The sequence below is a fragment of the Blastococcus sp. VKM Ac-2987 genome, from assembly GCF_026967805.1.
Classification (GTDB): domain Bacteria; phylum Actinomycetota; class Actinomycetes; order Mycobacteriales; family Geodermatophilaceae; genus Blastococcus.
In genome coordinates this window covers 1-15526 of sequence record NZ_JAPVBG010000003.1, presented here as the reverse complement: position 1 = coordinate 15526, position 15526 = coordinate 1, and the positions used below count along the sequence as shown (strand labels likewise).

Annotated in this window: 13 protein-coding genes and 1 pseudogene; 3 read left to right on the top strand and 11 right to left on the bottom strand. The window is 74.6% G+C overall.

What is annotated here, in order from left to right; translation table 11 throughout:
* Nucleotides 1-33 precede the first annotated feature (33 nt).
* Both O2W17_RS15445 and O2W17_RS15440 read left to right on the top strand, forming a co-directional pair.
* Nucleotides 34-1560 (top strand): HNH endonuclease signature motif containing protein, encoded by a 1527-nt coding sequence (locus O2W17_RS15445; RefSeq protein WP_269193322.1) that lies wholly within the window; start codon nucleotides 34-36, stop codon nucleotides 1558-1560.
* Between the two features lie 110 nt (nucleotides 1561-1670).
* A complete protein-coding gene (locus O2W17_RS15440; RefSeq protein WP_269193321.1) occupies nucleotides 1671-2291 on the top strand; it encodes a hypothetical protein in 621 nt (206 codons plus the stop codon).
* A gap of 21 nt (nucleotides 2292-2312) precedes the next feature.
* On the opposite strand, the gene O2W17_RS15435 is transcribed toward O2W17_RS15440, so the two are convergent.
* The 7 genes and pseudogenes from O2W17_RS15435 to O2W17_RS15400 all read right to left on the bottom strand — a co-directional run bounded on the left by O2W17_RS15435 (nucleotide 2313) and on the right by O2W17_RS15400 (nucleotide 11062).
* Entirely contained in the window at nucleotides 2313-3380 is a 1068-nt protein-coding gene (locus tag O2W17_RS15435; protein ID WP_269193320.1) for a hypothetical protein, read from the bottom strand.
* Complete coding sequence (locus tag O2W17_RS15430) at nucleotides 3377-4396, bottom strand: hypothetical protein (RefSeq protein ID WP_269193319.1); 1020 nt, start codon at nucleotides 4394-4396, stop codon at nucleotides 3377-3379. Before O2W17_RS15430 ends, O2W17_RS15435 begins: the two co-directional genes overlap by 4 nt.
* An 8-nt stretch (nucleotides 4397-4404) precedes the next feature.
* Nucleotides 4405-5865 (bottom strand): annotated as a pseudogene (locus O2W17_RS15420) (UGSC family (seleno)protein).
* Nucleotides 5862-6941, bottom strand: coding sequence for an acyl-CoA dehydrogenase family protein (locus tag O2W17_RS15415; protein WP_269193316.1), 1080 nt, complete (start codon nucleotides 6939-6941; stop codon nucleotides 5862-5864). The pseudogene O2W17_RS15420 and the gene O2W17_RS15415 overlap by 4 nt, the downstream one beginning before the upstream one ends.
* Entirely contained in the window at nucleotides 6938-8077 is a 1140-nt protein-coding gene (locus O2W17_RS15410; protein ID WP_269193315.1) for an acyl-CoA dehydrogenase family protein, read from the bottom strand. Before O2W17_RS15410 ends, O2W17_RS15415 begins: the two co-directional genes overlap by 4 nt.
* A gap of 56 nt (nucleotides 8078-8133) precedes the next feature.
* Complete coding sequence (locus O2W17_RS15405) at nucleotides 8134-8871, bottom strand: enoyl-CoA hydratase-related protein (protein ID WP_269193314.1); 738 nt, start codon at nucleotides 8869-8871, stop codon at nucleotides 8134-8136.
* Between the two features lie 52 nt (nucleotides 8872-8923).
* Nucleotides 8924-11062: an acetate--CoA ligase family protein gene (locus O2W17_RS15400; protein ID WP_269194388.1), complete on the bottom strand. Its 2139-nt coding sequence runs from the start codon at nucleotides 11060-11062 to the stop codon at nucleotides 8924-8926.
* Nucleotides 11063-11181: 119 nt separating this feature from the next.
* Between O2W17_RS15400 and O2W17_RS15395 the strand changes: the two genes are divergently transcribed.
* Nucleotides 11182-11907: a TetR/AcrR family transcriptional regulator gene (locus tag O2W17_RS15395; protein ID WP_269193313.1), complete on the top strand. Its 726-nt coding sequence runs from the start codon at nucleotides 11182-11184 to the stop codon at nucleotides 11905-11907.
* 9 nt (nucleotides 11908-11916) lie between these two features.
* Here the strand turns inward: O2W17_RS15395 and O2W17_RS15390 are convergent, their stop codons facing one another.
* From O2W17_RS15390 to O2W17_RS15375, 4 genes are all read right to left on the bottom strand, one after another.
* Nucleotides 11917-12690, bottom strand: a complete 774-nt coding sequence (locus tag O2W17_RS15390) for a fumarylacetoacetate hydrolase family protein (RefSeq protein WP_269193312.1) — start codon at nucleotides 12688-12690, stop codon at nucleotides 11917-11919.
* Nucleotides 12690-13478 carry an SDR family oxidoreductase gene (locus O2W17_RS15385; protein ID WP_269193311.1) on the bottom strand — a complete coding sequence of 263 codons (789 nt, stop codon included), beginning with the start codon at nucleotides 13476-13478 and terminating at the stop codon, nucleotides 12690-12692. The genes O2W17_RS15390 and O2W17_RS15385 overlap by 1 nt, the downstream gene beginning before the upstream one ends.
* A 4-nt stretch (nucleotides 13479-13482) precedes the next feature.
* Complete coding sequence (locus O2W17_RS15380) at nucleotides 13483-14337, bottom strand: fumarylacetoacetate hydrolase family protein (RefSeq protein ID WP_269193310.1); 855 nt, start codon at nucleotides 14335-14337, stop codon at nucleotides 13483-13485.
* A gap of 62 nt (nucleotides 14338-14399) precedes the next feature.
* The gene (locus O2W17_RS15375) at nucleotides 14400-15269 is read right to left on the bottom strand and encodes a dihydrodipicolinate synthase family protein (RefSeq protein WP_269193309.1); all 870 of its coding nucleotides are present in this window, start codon (nucleotides 15267-15269) and stop codon (nucleotides 14400-14402) included.
* Nucleotides 15270-15526: the final 257 nt, after the last annotated feature.

Here is a 15526-nt window from a genome sequence, read left to right as displayed (position 1 = left end):
AAAAGTGTCGTAGGCGGCTCGTACGGTGCGGGTGTGTTCGACGACGAGCCTCCCCGCGCACCGGAGGAGGGCGTCCGGATCCCGGAGCCGCCCGACAGCGTCGCCCCCGGTCTGAGCGATCTGGAGCTGGTCGCCGACATCTGGGCCGCTGACGCCCGGGAGGCCCGTCACGCAGCCGAACGGGCGACTGCGATCGCCGCCCTGGCCCGCCGGCGCGCCATCGAGCGCGACCGCGAGTTCGGCCACCTCGGGGGCCCGGGGCTGGACAGCCGGCTGCGCCGGTCGCCGGTGCTCGCACAGGTCAGCGAGACCTTCGTGTCCGAGCTGGCTCTCATCCGAGGGTGTTCGGAGGCCCAAGCAGAAGCTCTGGCGGTCGAGTCGATCCTCCTGACCACGCTGCTCGTCGGCACGTGGGATGCCCTCTACGTCGGCGAGATCGATGTGCGCAAGATGCGCGCGCTCGTCGACCTGCTCGGCCCGGCGAAGCCCGCGGTCGTCGCAGAGATCGAGCGGCGCGTCCTGCCCGAGGCGGGCCGCCTCACCGTGCCGCAGCTCCGGCACCGGGTGCGGCGGGCCCTGGCCCGGCTCGACGCCGAGGCGCTGGAAGAGCGCCGGAAGGAGGCCGCCCGGCGCGCCGACGTCGTCATGCGGCCCACCGCCGACGGCATGGGTCAGGTGGTGATCGACATGCCGCTGCCCCAGGCGGCGGCGTGTGTCGACGCCGTCGACCAGTACGCCCAGCTGCTCCGCGCCGACGGCGATCTCCGGCCCATCGGCGTGATCCGGTCGGGCGTGGCAGCCGACCTGGTGCTGCGGCCGTGGGACACCTCCCGGCCGCCGGTCACGGCTCGCCTGGAGGTGCACGCACCGCTGCGCTCCCTCCACGACACCGACTCCGACACCGCTGGATCGGCGACGGCACCGGCCGCGGAGGTCGCCGGGCACGTCGTCACCGCAGCCCAGTGCCGGGACCTGCTCCGCGAGCTGGACATGCTCGGGGTGCGGTCCGCGCCGGCCGGCGGGTGCGTGCAGGTGGCCGTGGGCGATCCGGTGAGCGGTCGGCTCGTCGCCGTCGCCACCCGCAGCGAGCTGCAGCGGGCGGCCGGCCGGACCCGCCGATCCCGACGCGGGGACGGCGCCGGACCTTCCGGTAGCGCCGTGGACATCCCCGCTGACGGCCCGGGCCTCGGACCGCCGCCGGCCACCTCGGCGTACCGGCCCACTGCCGCGCAACGCCGCTTCACCCGCACCCGCGACCGGTGCTGCCGCATGCCCGGGTGCCGTCGGCGCGCTGCCCGCTGCGACATCGACCACGGGGTGGCCCACGGCGACGGCGGCCCGACGACGTGCTGGAACCTCTGCTGCCTGTGCCGACGCCATCACCGGATCAAGACGTTCGCCCGCGGCTGGCGGTTCGAGCTGCTGGACGACGGCCGGCTCGTCGTCCGCACGCCGAGCGGCGTGTCCCGGGTGACCATGCCCCCGGGCTGGTGCCACGACCCGGAGCCCGATCCACCGTGGTGGGAGGAAGAGCTCCCCCGGGACCGGCTGCGCTGCTGACCGGCGGAACCGGCGCGTCCGGAACCGTTCCCAACCGGCATGCGCCGGAGGACAGTAGGGAGGACGGCGACACCGTCCGGGGCTCGCCTGCTCGCGAGAGGAACCGCCGCATGGACGCGCGCTCGACCACGATCTCCGGCCTCCCGGCGAACATCGACAAGGGGATCGTCTACATCCGCGACCGCGTGCTCCCCGCCGTCATGGGCATGGACGGTTTCATCGGCCTCTCCATGCTGGCCGACCGGCACTCCGGGCGCTGCATCGTCACCACGGCCTGGGAGGACGGCACGGCCATGCGCCGCAGCGCCGACCAGGTGAAGGCCATGCGGGCCCGCGCCGCCGAGGTCCTCGGCGGGCCGGCGGTCGTGGAGGACTGGTCGATCGCCGTGCTGCACCGCGCGCACCCGGCACCGGACGGCGCCTGCGCCCGCGTCACCTGGACCCGCGGCCGGCCGGAGCGGCTGGAGCAGATGACCGACGCCTTCCGGATGAGCATCGTCCCGCGGCTGGAGGACATCCCCGGCTTCTGCGCGGTGAGCGTGCTCGTCGACCCCGTCCAGGGACGGGCCACCACCGCTGTCACCTACGACAGCCGCCAGGCGATGCACGACGCGCTGGACCGCGCGACCCAGCTGCGCCAGGACTTCACCCGGCACACGTCCGCCCAGGTGCTCGAGGTCGAGACCTTCGAGCTCGTCGTGGCCCAGCTGCGGGTCCCCGAGACGGTGTGACGCGACGGCAGCGGGCGGCGATCAGGCCGTTCCGCCGCCGGCCGTCGGCCCCAGCGGCAGCACCGGCGCCGTCACCGATCGGGAGCCGCCCATCCACGTCGGCAGCAGCAGCATCTTGACCCCGGCTCCACCCGTCACGACGACCTGCACGTCGGCCGGTGACCCGGCCACGGTCAGCCCGCCCGCGGCGTACGCGGGTATCCCGGCGCGGAAGGCCAGCGACGACGACGCTGCCTGCAGCAGCGCGCTGCCCTGCTCGAACAGGAACTCCGCGATCCGCTCGTGGCCCCAGCCGTGCATCGCCAGGAGCTCCGCCGGCTCCGGCGGCAGCAGCAGGAACTGCTCACCGAGCGCGCCCCGCTCCGGCTGCCCCGACGCGAGGACGACGCCCGCCATCGCCGCCGCGGCCGGCCCCAGCACCGACGGCGGCTCGCGGTAGCCCTCCCCCGGCAGCACCTCAACCGTGCCACCGACCCCGATCACCGTCACCGCGTCGACGTCCACCCCCCACCCGCGGCGCTGCGCGAGCGACGGCAGCGGCCTCGTGCCCTCCGCCGTGCAGCAGGTGTACTTCGCCGGGGAGCCGATCGTCGCCATGTCGGTCAGCCCGGCGGTCGCACCGCCGATCCCGGCCAGCGCCATGGATACCGCCCGCCCGATGCAGGCGTTGGCCCGGTTCCCCGTCCCCAGCCCGCCGGCTGCCGACGTCATCCCCAGCCGGGCGGCGACCGAGCCGTGCACGAGCACCGCCACCGCCGGCGCACCGGTCGTCGTCGAGATGCCCAGCAGGTTGAACGAGTCGTCCAGCGCCGCCCGGCAGGCGGACACCACCACCGGCAGCTCCGCCGGCCGGCAGCCGGCGAGCACCGCGTACCAGGCGACCGCGCGCACCGTCAGCGCCCCGAACAGCGGCGGCACGGGCCCCAGCTCCGCATCGGGCTCCCCGGCACCGGCCAGCATCTGCTGCACCCGGGCCGCGGTCGGCGGGACGACCGGGAGACCGTCCCCGTGCCCGGCCGCCAGCAGCTCGACCAGCACTTCCGCCGGATCGGCGTCGGCGTCGACCAGCGGCCGGTCCGGCCCGGTCACCGGGGAGCCGGCACCGCGCGCGACACGGCGGCCGTCGCCCCGAACGACGGGATCCACGCCGAGTGCTTGCCCGCACCGCCGGCGACGAGGACGTGCAGCATCTCCGGCCCGGTGCTGACCGTGAAGAAGTCGCCGTCGGGCTTCACCCCCCAGTCCTCGAACTGGCGGTGGTTCTCCTCCGACACCTTCCCGACCGGGATCCGCGCCTGCTCCCACAGCCGGTCGCGCAGCGCTTCGGCGGTCCACCCGTCGCGGTGCAGGGTCGCCGCGTGCTCCGGCCCGAGCACCAGGAAGTGCGGGCCCTTCACGTAGAGGTTGTTCGACCCGGTCTGCGCCATCGTCCCGGCGATGGTCATCAGCAGCCCCTCGGCGGTCGTGCTGCCGTGGTCGTTGATGTTGTGCGGGCCCTCGCACGCCGCCACCGTCACCACCGACTCCCCCGGCTCGAACCCGCGGCGCACCGAGAACGGCGGGAACGGGCTCTCCTCCTCGTTCTCGCCGAAGCACCACGTGTACTTGGCGGGGTTGCCCTGCGTCGACCGGTCCATCGACCCCGGCCGGGCCCCGCCGATGTGGGTGGTCACCAGCTGCACGGCCCGGCCGATCACCGCGTTGGCCCGGGTGCCCTGGCCGAAGCAGTTCGTGCCGCAGTTGATCCCCAGCGACGTCCGCGCCGGGCCGCTCACCACGACCAGCGGTGCGCACGGGTGCGTCGTCGCAAGCACGCCGTGCAGGTTGTACTCCGGCGCCAGCAGCGCGCGCACCGCCGCCAGCACCACCGGCAGGTCGGCCGGCCGGCAGCCGGCCATCACCGCGTTCGCCGCGAAACTCTCCCGGGTCGGCACCAGCCCGGACGGCGGCACCGGCCCCAGCTCCAGGTCGACGCCGTCGATCGCGGCGAGCGCCGCCGCCACCCGCTGCGGGGTCGGTGGCACGGTCGGCAACCCGTCGCCCCAGCCGCGCTCCCAGGCGACCTCGTGCCAGTTCTCCTCGGTCACCCCGGGGAGCTCAATCACCTCCGCGCTCATCCGTCCCCCCGCGCCTCGTCGGCCAGCGGCAGCAACGCTCCGGCGGCGGCGTCGATCCGCTCCGCCAGCTCGCCCTCGTTCAGCCCGCCCACCGGGTGCGGCACCACGATGACGCGCGGGGTGACCCGCCGCGCCTTCGCCTGCGCCTCGACCAGCGGCAGGAACGTCGAGGTCACCAGCAGCGGTGCCACGACGCCACGCTTCTCCAGTTCCACCGAGTCGTGGAGACTCCACGACGAGCACGAGCCCTAATCACCGACCGCCACCAGCACCATCTTGTAGCGCTGGGACAGCCAGTCGATGACGTCCTTGTCGGCCGCCGCCGACGCGTTGGGCTTGCTGGCGAAGCCCAGCTCCGGCAGCTCCCAGTGCGCCTGCAGCCGCTCCCCCACCCCGCGCAGCAGCTCGGTGGCGTTCGGCTTGGAGTTGGAGAAGAGCGCGACCTCGGTCCACTCCGCCGTCCCGCTCGCGTGCTCCTCGGCGTCGGTGCCCGCCGGCTCGACACCGGCCGTGGGATCGACGATCCGCAGCCCCGGACCCGCTGCCGGGCGCACCGCCGCCGCCGCGGCCTCCCCCGCCGCGATCCCGCCGGCGACGGCCGCCGCCACGGTCTGCGTGGCGCCGGCCCCGCAGTCACCGGCGACGAACACGCGCGCCGCGACGGTCCGCACGCCGTCCGACGTGCGCAGCGCACCGACCTCGTCGGCCGGCACGCCCTCGACCAGCCCGGCCGGCCCCCGCCGCCCCACGTAGGGGAAGACGCCCTGCACCGGCAGGGTGCGCTCGGCGTCGGCGGTCCGGACGACGACGCCGGACAGCACCCCGTCCGCACGCAGCCCGGTCACGGTCGCCCCGGTCAGCACCTCGACGTGGTCGGTCGCGGCCAGCCGGCCGGCCCGGTGCGCCGTCCAGCGCGGTTCGCCCGGCACCAGCACGGTCACCGCGGCCGCCACCTCGGCGAGCTCGAGGGCCTCCTCCGCCGTCCAGTCGTCGTCCCCGACGACGGCGACGGCCTTGCCGCGGTAGAGCGGGCCGTCGCAGCCGGCGCAGGTGGACACCCCACGCCCGACCAGCTCCTCCTCGCCGGGGAGCCCCAGCCGGCCGGCGGACAACCCGGTCGCGACCACGACCGCCCCGGCGGTGATCTCGCCACCGGCGGTCGACACCACGACCGGCTCTCCGGCCCGCACCCCGGTGACCTCGTCGAAGCCCATTTCCACGCCGGCGGCCTCGGCCTTCGCCACCAGTTCGGAGACCACCGGCCAGGCCTCCGTGGACATCCCGGGCTGCGGGTGGTCGTGCAGCCGCGTCAGGTTGACCAGTTGACCCCCGGGGGAGAGCCGGTCGTAGGCGATCACCCGCAGGCCGGCCTCCGCGGCCGCCCGGGCCGCCGAGAGCCCCGCGACACCGGCCCCGACGACGGCGACGTCGTAGGAGCTGTCCCCTCCGGCGCTCATGCGCTCACCAGTCCCGTCGAGATCCGCGGCCACAGCTCGTCGGCGCCGGACCCGGCCAGCGCCCGGCCGAGCTCCCGGCTCCAGTACCGCTCGCTGCCGAACTCGTCGCGCCAGGACCACAGCCGGCGGCTGAGCTGGCCGAGCTCGTACTCCTTGGTCATGCCGATCGCCCCGTGCGCCTGGTGCGACGCGCGGGCGGCGACGGTCGCCGCCTCGCTCGCCACCGCCTTGGCCGCCGCGACGTCGAAGAAGACCGGATCGGGCCGGGCGTTGCCCGCGGCCACCTCGGTCGCCAGCCCGGCCAGGTGCGCCTCCTCCGCGATCGTCACCAGGTGGGCCTGCACCGCTTGGAACCGCGCGACCGGCCGGCCGAACTGGTGCCGCTCACCGGTGTAGCGCACCGTCAGCTCGGCCACCCGCTCCAGCGCCCCGGAGATCAGCGCCGCGCGCCCGAGGGCGCCGCGCAGCCGGAGCGCGTCGCCGTCGACACCGCCCGGCGCGGCCGCGACCGCGTCGTCGGGCAGCTCGACGTCGTCCCAGGAGAGCGTGTCGCGCGGCTCCGCGGCGAGGGTGTGGCCGGGCTCCACGACGGCCGCGCCGCGCGGCGCCGACACGACGTACCGCTCGCCGCCGGACCCGGTCAGCAGCACCACCCGCTCGGCACGCCCGCCCCACGGCACCCGCTGCACCCGCGCGGTCAGCCGCCAGCCGCCGGGTCCGCCGGTGAGGTCGACCCGGTCGCCGGGCCGGCCGACCGCCACCGACAGCGGGCCTTCCGGCAACGGGAGACCCGCCGCGGCCAGCGCCCAGCCGCCCAGCAGCCCGGCCTCGGCCAGCGGTACCGGTGCGGCGAACCGCCCGGCCACGCGGAGCAGGGCCACCGCGTCGGCGACGTCCCCACCCGAGCCGCCCGCCTCCTCGGGCACCGACACGTACGGGAAGCCCGCCTCGGCCAGCGCCGACCACAGCGGCTCGCTCCAGCCGCTCGCCTCGGCGGCGACGACGTCCTCGGGCGTGCAGAGGTCGCGCAGGACCGAGGTCGCCACCTCGGTCAGCATCCGCCGGTCCTCGCTCATCGCCCCAGCCCCTTCGCCGCCACCGACCGCAGGATCTCCGTCGTCCCGCCCTGCAACGTGTACTTCGGCGAGGTGATCACCGCCTCGGCGAGCAGCTCGCCGAACAGCGACCCCGAGCCCTGGTCCAGCTCGGTCTCGGCCGCGACGCGCAGCGCCTCGACCAGGTCCTGCTCGAACCGGGTGCCGACCTCCTTCACCACGGCCGCCTCGATCACCGGGGCCTGCCCGGCGTCGAGGGCGCGGGCGATCGACAGCGACAGCTGCCGGATCGCCCAGAACCGCGCGGCGAACCGGCCGATCATCGTCGCCTCCTCGTCGGAGGCCGCCTTCCCGGGCCCCTCGCGCAGGAACTCCCGCAGCACCGGGAACGTCGACAGCCACCGGTCGGGGCCGCTGCGCTCGTAGGCCAGCTCGCTGGTGACCTGCTGCCAGCCCGACCCGATCTCGCCGAGGACCATGTCGTCGGGGACGAAGACGTCCTCGAGCGCGACCTCGTTGAAGTGGTGCGAGCCGTCGAGGTACGGGATGGGTGAGATGTTCACGCCGTCCGCCTGCAGGTCGACGATCAGCTGCGACAGCCCGGCGTGCTTGTTGCCCTCCTCCATCGGCGACGTCCGGCACAGGACGGCGAAGAAGTGGTTGTGGTGGGCCTCGCTGGTCCAGACCTTGGTGCCGGTGACGGCCCACCCGCCGTCGACCCGGGTCGCGCGGGTGCGCACCGACGCGAGGTCCGAGCCCGAGTCCGGCTCGCTCATGCCGAGGGAGAAGTAGATCTCCCCCGCCGCGATCCCGGGCAGGAATCGGCGGCGCTGCTCCTCGGTGCCGTAGTGCAACAGCGCGGGGCCCGTCTGCCGGTCGGCCACGAAGTGGGCACCGACCGGGGCACCGGCGGCCAGGAGCTCCTCGGCGACGATGAACCGTTCCACCGCGCTGCGCCCGTGCCCGCCGTACTTCGGCGGGAGGGCCATGCCCACCCACCCGCGCGCCGCGAGCCGGCGGGAGAAGGCGGGGTCGTGCCGCCCGGCGAAGCCGAGCGCGGGCCGGTGGTCCGGAGGCAGCTCGGCGGCCAGGAACTCGCGCACCTCGGCGCGCAGCGACTCCTCGGCCGAGCTGAGGGTGGTGGCGGCGAACTGCATGGCCGGCCTCTCGGTAGGGGTCCGCCGGACCGCCCGGAGGCGGCCCGGCGGCGAGGTCAGGCGGTCTCGCGCCGCCGCTGGGACCACATCTGGGTGGCCCGCTCGAAGTGCAGGGCGGCCTCCCAGCCGATCCCGGGCGGACCGGCCTCGGTCCGGAAGGAGCGCACCGCCTCGCGGGCGAGCTCGGGGTCCTTGGCGGCACGGCCGGCGAGCTCCAGCGCCAGGTCCTCCACCTCCTCGTCGGGCACGGCCTTCCACGCCAGCCCGATCTCGGCGGCACGGACGCCGTCGATCTCCTCGCTGAACAGCCCCATCGCGGCGGTGGCCTCGCGGCCGGCCGTCCGGGAGCTGATGGTGAAGTAGCCCCCGCCGGGGTGCAGCCCGATGCGGAGGAAGCCGGCCATCAGCCGCGCCCGCTCCGACACGACGCGCAGGTCGGTGGCCAGCGCCAGGTTGATGCCGGCGCCCACCGCGGCGCCCCGGACGGCGGCGATCGTCGGCACCTGCAGCACGCCCACCCGGCGGAACGCCTCGTAGACGGCACCGAGCTCCTTGTAGGTCTTGTCCTCGGCCTGGTCCGAGCCCGCCGTCCAGCGGCGGCGGTCGGCACCGGAGCAGAACATGCCGTCCTTGCCCCGGACGACGGCGGCACCGATGGTCGCGTCCCGGTCGATGTCCTCGCACAGCTCCGACAGCTGCATGCCCATCTCGGGCGTCAGGCCGTTCTTGACCTCGACGTTGTCGACGGTCAGGACGGCGACGCCGCCCTGCTTCTCCAGGTGTACCTGTCCCACGGGGCAGTCCTGCCTCTCTGTTGTGCGGCTATGTGCCGAGTCTGTCGTGCGGCTATTCGCCGAGCGGAGCGCGGTGTCCGGCGGTGCGGACGAGGACGTCGACGGCGGTCGCCCCGCCCCCGCGCGCCCCGACGATGAGCGGGTTGACCTCGAGCTCGACCAGCCGGTCCCCGGCGACGGCCGCGGCCTGCGACAGCCGCACCACCGCGTCCACGGCGGCGGCGACGTCGGCGGGCGGGGCGCCGCGGAAGCCGGCCAGCAGCGGCCAGGCGCGCAGGCTGCGCAGCATCGACCAGGCCCGTTCCGGGGTCACCGGGGCCAGCCCGGAGGCGATGTCGCGGTAGAGCTCGGTGGTGACCCCACCGAGCCCGACGGTGACCACCGGGGGGAAGCCGTCGCGCCCGGCGGTCGCCGCCAGGATGAGCTCGGTGCCCGGCGGGATCAGCTCCTGCACCAGCACCCCCTCGACGCCGGGCACGTGGTGGTGGCGGGCCGCCTCGACCAGCTCGGTGAAGACCGCGGCGGCCTCCTCGGCCGGGACGCCGACCCGCACCCCGCCGACCTCGCTTTTGTGCGCCAGGTCCGCAGCGGCCAGCTTGAGCACGCCCGGGCCCGGCAGCGCGGCGACCGCCTCGCGGGCCGCCTCGGGGGTGGTGACGAGCGTGGACGAGGGCTGGCCGATGCCGATCGCGTCCAGCAGCCCGGCGCCGTCCACCACCTCGGTCCCGAGCAGCTCCCGGACCCGCCCCGCGGGTACCTCGGCGGCCGGGGGCAGCGCCGGTGCGGTGCCGCGGTGCGCCGGCGGGGCCATCCGGGCGGCGGCCCGGGCGACGTCGCCGACCGAGCCGAAGACCGGGATGCCCGCGTCGCGGAACACCCGGCGCCCCTCGGTGGTGAGCTCCTGGCCGGCGATCCAGCCGACCAGGAGGGGCACCGGCAGCTTCCCCGCGGTGACCACCAGGTCCTCGGCCAGCCGCGCGCCGGCGTCGCCGACCACCATCGTGACGAAGACGGCGACGGCGTCCACCGAGGGGTCGTCGGCGACGATCCGGCAGACGTCGCCGAAGGCGTGCGCGCCGCGGTTGAACAGCTGGGCGGTGACGTCGACCGGGTTGGCCAGGGCGCCGAAGGCGGGGATGAGGGGGCGCAGGCGGTCCTGGGTGCCCGCGGCGAGCTCCGGCATCTCCAGCCCGAGGTCGTCGCACTGGTCGGCGGCCAGGCTGCCGGCACCGCCGGAGGTCGTGACGACGGCGACCCGCCTGCCCTCCGACCGCTTGCCGGTGGCCAGCAGCGCGGCCACGGAGAGCAGCTCGTCGATGTCGTGCACCAGCACGACGCCGTGCTCCTCGGAGGTGAGCACGAACGCGACGTCGTCCCCGAGCATCGAGCCGGTGTGGCTGGCGACCGCACGACGCCCCGCGCTGGAGCGGCCGGACCGCAGCACGACCAGGTGCTTGCCCGCCTCGCGCGCCCGGCGGGCGAGGGCGGCGTAGCCCTGCCCGTCGTCGGTTGCCTCCACGTAGAGCATCAGCACCCGGACGGCCGGGTCGACCAGCAGCTCCTCCGACACCTGGACCAGGTCGAGGTCGGCCTGGTTGCCGGTGCTGACCCAGGCGGCCAGCCCGAGCCCCATGTCGGTGGCCAGGTCGAGGACCGAGCCGCCGACGGCGCCGCTCTGCCCGACGTACGCGACGCCGCTGTCGTGCGCCAGCGGCCGGTCGGCGGCAGCGGTGAACGTGGCGACGACACCGGTCGGTGCGTAGAGGAAGCCCTGGCAGTTGGGGCCCAGCACGCGCACGCCGGTCTCCCGGGCCACGGCGGCCAGCCGCTGCTGCAGCGCCACCCCTTCCGGCCCCACTTCGGCGAACCCGGACGCGTAGACCACCGCGGCCGAGGCGCCGACGGCCGCGGCCTGCCGGATGGCGTCCTCCACCCGGTCGGCGGCGACGAGCACCAGCACCAGGTCGACCGGGCCCGGGACGTCCGCGAGGGTCGGGTAGCACTTCTGCCCGACCAGCTCGTCGTAGTTCGGGTTGACCGGGTAGATCCCGCCCTCGTACCCGTGCTCCACCAGGTAGCGCAGCGGGCGGGAGATGAGGTTCTCGGCCCGCCCGGAGATGCCGAGCAGGGCGATGCCGCGGGGGCGCAGGAGGGCGCGCAGCCCGTCGGGCCGGGCGTCGGTCGACGGCACTGCCAACGGATGCCCCTTCCGGGGAGGCGACGGGGCGGGTACCAAGAGCTAAGTTGACATCGACGTCAGTGTCAACTGCCGCCGGTGGGCTGGCTCCGGTGGCGGGAAGGGGGGCCGCGGTGCCCGATCCACGCCCCCCCGACGGGCCGGCCCGGGCGCTGCGGGAGCCCGCCGGCCAGAGCCCGCCGCGGACCTCCGCGGACGGCGGCGTCACCGTCCCCCTCCCGGCCACCGAGCGCGGCCGGCAGATGCGCGCGCGGCTGCTCGTCGCCGCCCGCGAGGTGTTCGAGCGGGACGGCTTCCTCGACGCCCGCGTCACCGACATCTCCGCGGCGGCCGGCGTCGCGCACGGCAGCTTCTACACCTACTTCCGGTCGAAGACCGAGGTGTTCCGGGCCCTGGTCGCCGGCACCATGGACGAGCTCTACGCCTCGCTGGGCGGCGCGGCCCCGGAGCACGGGCGGCGCGCTCCCGACCGGCTGCACGACGCCGTGCAGGGCATCGAGCGGGCCAACCGGCGGTTCGTCGCCATGTACCGGGAGAACACCGCGCTGATGGCGCTGTTCGAGCAGGTGACCACCTTCGATCCCGAGGTCCGCGCCCTCCGGCAGGCCGCGCGCGAGCGGATGGTCGGCCGCGTCCGGCACAGCATCGAGCAGCTCCAGGCCGAGGGACTGGTCGACGCCGGCCTGGACGCCGAGTACAGCGCGCACGCACTCGTCGCCATGGTGAACGGCCTGGTGCACTACTGGCTGGTCCTGGGCGCCGACTTCGACCAGGACCGCCTGGTGGGGACGATGACCCGGCTGTGGGCCCAGGCCCTCGGCCTGCCCGTCCGGCCGTGAGGCCCCGCCTCAGCCGGTGATGCGGGTGGCCAGCGTGCCGATGCCCTCGATGGTCACCTCGATGTCGTCGCCGCGCTGCAGCGACCCCACCCCGGCCGGGGTGCCGGTGAGCACCACGTCACCGGGGAGCAGGGTCATCGCCTGGCTCACCCACGACACGCACTCCGCGACGTCGCGCAGCATGTCCGCGGTCGTCCCGTCCTGGCGCAGCTCCCCGTTGACGGTGGACCGCAGCGACAGCGCCGACGGGTCGATCTCGGTCTCCACCCAGGGTCCCAGCGGGCAGGCCCCGTCGAAGCCCTTGCCGCGGGTCCACTGCCCCTCGGACTTCTGGATGTCGCGCATCGTCAGGTCGTTGGCCACCGTGTAGCCGAAGACGACGCCGGGGACGTCCGCGGCGTCGACGGCCTTGCACCGGCGGCCGATGACGACGGCCAGCTCACCCTCGTAGTGCAGGTCGGAGGTGAGCGCCGGGTACGCCACCTCGGCTCCCGGCCCGATCACGGAGGTGGAGGGCTTGAGGAAGACGATCGGGATCTCGGGCACCTCGTTGCCGAGCTCCTTGGCGTGCTCGGCGTAGTTGCGACCGAAGGCGACGACCTTGGACGGGTCGACCGGCGCCAGCAGGGTGACCTCGGCCAGCGGCGTGCGGTCCCCGGTCCGCCGGAGGCCGTCGTAGGGAGCGCCCTCGAGCCGGTCGACGGCGGCGGCGTCGCCGTCCCCGTCGACCACGCCGTAGGCGGGCTCGCCGTTCCCGGCGGTGGTGTACCGGACGATGCGCATCAGATGGCCCGGACCATTCCGCCGTCGACGAGCAGGTTCTGCCCGGTCTGGTAGGTGTTCGCGCCGGAGACGAGGAACGCCGCCACCCGGCCGAACTCCTCGGCGGTGCCGTACCGCCCCAGAGGGATGCCCCTCTCCGACTGGGCCCGCACCTCCTCCACCGACTGGCCGGTCTGCTTGGCCTTGTTGGCGTCCAGCGAGGCCACCCGGTCGGTGGCGATCCGGCCCGGGCCCACGGTGTTGACCAGCACGCCCTCGGAGGCGAACTCGATGGCCAGCGACTTGGCCAGGCCGACCACGGCGACCCGGTAGGTGTTGGACAGCAGCAGGTTGTCGATCGGCTGCTTGATCGACGACGACGTGACGACGGCGATGCGGCCCCACTTCTGCTCGCGCATGTGCGGCAGCACCCCGCGGATCAGCCGCACCGTGCTCATCAGGTTCAGGTCGTGCGCCTGGTACCACTTCGCGTCGTCGACCGCGTCGAACCCACCCGGTGGCGGGCCACCGGCGTTGGCGACCAGCACGTCCACCCCGCCCAGGCGCCGCTGGGTCTCCTCGAGCAGGCGGGCGACGTCGTCGGCGTCGGCGACGTCGGCGGCGCAGTGCTCGACCTGCGCGCCGGTGGCCTCGGCGATCTCGGCGGCGGTCTTCGCCAGCTGCTCCTCGCCGCGGCTGGAGATCATCACCCGGGCTCCCTCGGCGGCGAGCTGGGTGGCGGTGGCCCGCCCCAGGCCCTTGCTGGCGGCGGTGACGAGCGCGACCTTGCCGGTCAGTTGCAGGTCCATCGGTTCACTCCACGGGGTTGGTGAGGTCACGGAAGCCGGCGATCGAGACACCGGCGGTGTCGCCCGGCCGGATGTGCACCGCGCCGGGGGTGCCGGTGGAGATGATGTCGCCGGGCAGCAGCGTCATCACCCGGGAGTGGAAGGCCACCAGCCACCACGGGCGGAAGGTCATGTTCGACACCACGTTGCGCCGGTGGACCTCGCCGTTGTGCAGCGTCGAGACCTCCAGCGCGTCCACGTCGGGCACCTCGTCGACGGTCACGAACTCCGGGCCGAAGCTGAAGAACGTGTCGAAGCTCTTGGACCGGGTGAGGTAGCGCGGATTCTTCTCGAGGATGTCCTCGGCGGTCATGTCCACGATCGTGGTGAAGCCGGCGACCACGCCGGGCGCGTCGGCCTCGTCGACGTCCCGGCACTCCCGCCCGATGATCAGGCCGAGCTCGCCCTCCGCCGTCGTCCGCTCCGACTGGGGCGGGATCCTGATCGCCTCACCCGGGCCGATGATGGCGGTGTCGGGCTTGAGGAAGGAGGCCGGCTCGGTCGAGGGCGCCTTCTCCTTCAGGTCCGCCGCGTGCTCCACGTAGTTCAGCCCGATCCCCCAGATCTTGCGGGGACGCCGGTAGAGCGGTGCGTAGGACAGCTGGTCCTGGGGGATCGCCAGGTCGTCCAGCGTCCCGGCGGGGGCGCTCCCGACCCACTGGCGCAGCGCGTCGATCTCGCCCCTCTCCAGCAGCTCCTGCACGGTGCCCGACCAGGTCGTGCCGAGGGCCTCGTTGACGGCGCTGAGCAGCACGGCGCCGGACGGCCGGACCAGCGCGGCTGGTTCGGCGCCGTCGATCCGCAGGGACGTGAGTCGCACAGGGTCCTACCTCTCTCGGGGGGCGAGCGGCGAGCGGGCGTGCTGTTCCGGCGACGGTGCCGTCAGAGCCCGACGGCGGAGATCAGGTCGTCGAGCTCGGCGAGGGTGATGTCGTCCACGGGCGGCGCCGGGAACCGGGCGTGCGGCGAGCTGATCGCACCACGCCGGGCGAACACCTGCTTGCGGATGGTGACCCCGCCGACGCCCAGCTGGGCCTCGTAGCGGATCAGCGGCAGGTGCCGGAAGAAGTACTCCTGCGCCTCCTTGCGCCGGCCCTCGACGAACCGCTCGTAGGTGCCGACCAGCACCTGCGGGAAGCCGAACCCGGTCATGATCCCGTCGGCGCCGCGGAGCAGCTCCTCGTACAGGTAGACCCCCCCGAGGCCGCCGAAGATGCCCACCGGCGAGGTGACCTTGTCCCGCACCGCCGTGATCTTCGGCAGCGTGGGCGTCTCCTCGAGCTTGAGGTAGCGGCAGTTCTCGATCTCGTCGAGCAGCCGCACCAGGAAGGCGGCGGGCATGGTGACGCCGGTGTTCACCGGCTCGTCCTGCACGACCACCGGCACCGACACCGCGTCGGCGACCATCCGGAAGTGCGAGAAGACCAGCTCCAGGTTCTTGGTGTTGTCCGGGGGCGCGAGCATCACCGCCGCGACGCCGGCGTCCTCGGCGCGGCGGGCGTAGTCCAGCGCCATCCGCGTCGCCCGTGCCGACACCCCGGCGACGACGGGCACCCGGCCGGCGGCCGCCTGCACGTAGCGCCGGAGCACGCGTTCCCGCTCCTCGTCGAGGAGCTTGGCGGCCTCGCCCATGATCCCGAGGATGGTGAGGCCGTGCGAGCCGGCGCCGAGGTAGTCCTCGACCAGCGTGTCGATGCTGCCCTCGTCGACGGCGCCGTCCTCGGTGAACGGGGTGAGTGTGATGGGGAGCACACCGCGCAGCTCGCCGCTCACCGGCGGATACCCTGCGAGCGCGGTCTACTGGTCCCGCCGGAACGTTCGGTGATTGCGATCACAGGAGCACCGTAGCGGCTACCGCGCCGGGCCTCAGGCCCGGAGGCTCCTGGGTGGCCCGAGATCGGAGGACGGATGACCCGCTCGCGCTTCGCCGTCGTCGGTGGCGGCATCATCGGGACGGCGGTCGCCCGCCGACTCCTCGAGCTGCGCCCCGACGCCCAGGTGACCCTGCT

Excerpts from the sequence above, each read along its gene's own strand:
- O2W17_RS15440 (WP_269193321.1), top strand. The coding sequence starts at position 1,671 with ATGGACGCGCGCTCGACCACGATCTCCGGCCTCCCGGCGAACATCGAC.
- O2W17_RS15415 (WP_269193316.1), bottom strand. The coding sequence starts at position 6,941 with ATGAGCGAGGACCGGCGGATGCTGACCGAGGTGGCGACCTCGGTCCTG.
- O2W17_RS15410 (WP_269193315.1), bottom strand. The coding sequence starts at position 8,077 with ATGCAGTTCGCCGCCACCACCCTCAGCTCGGCCGAGGAGTCGCTGCGC.
- O2W17_RS15390 (WP_269193312.1), bottom strand. The coding sequence starts at position 12,690 with ATGCGCATCGTCCGGTACACCACCGCCGGGAACGGCGAGCCCGCCTAC.
- O2W17_RS15385 (WP_269193311.1), bottom strand. The coding sequence starts at position 13,478 with ATGGACCTGCAACTGACCGGCAAGGTCGCGCTCGTCACCGCCGCCAGC.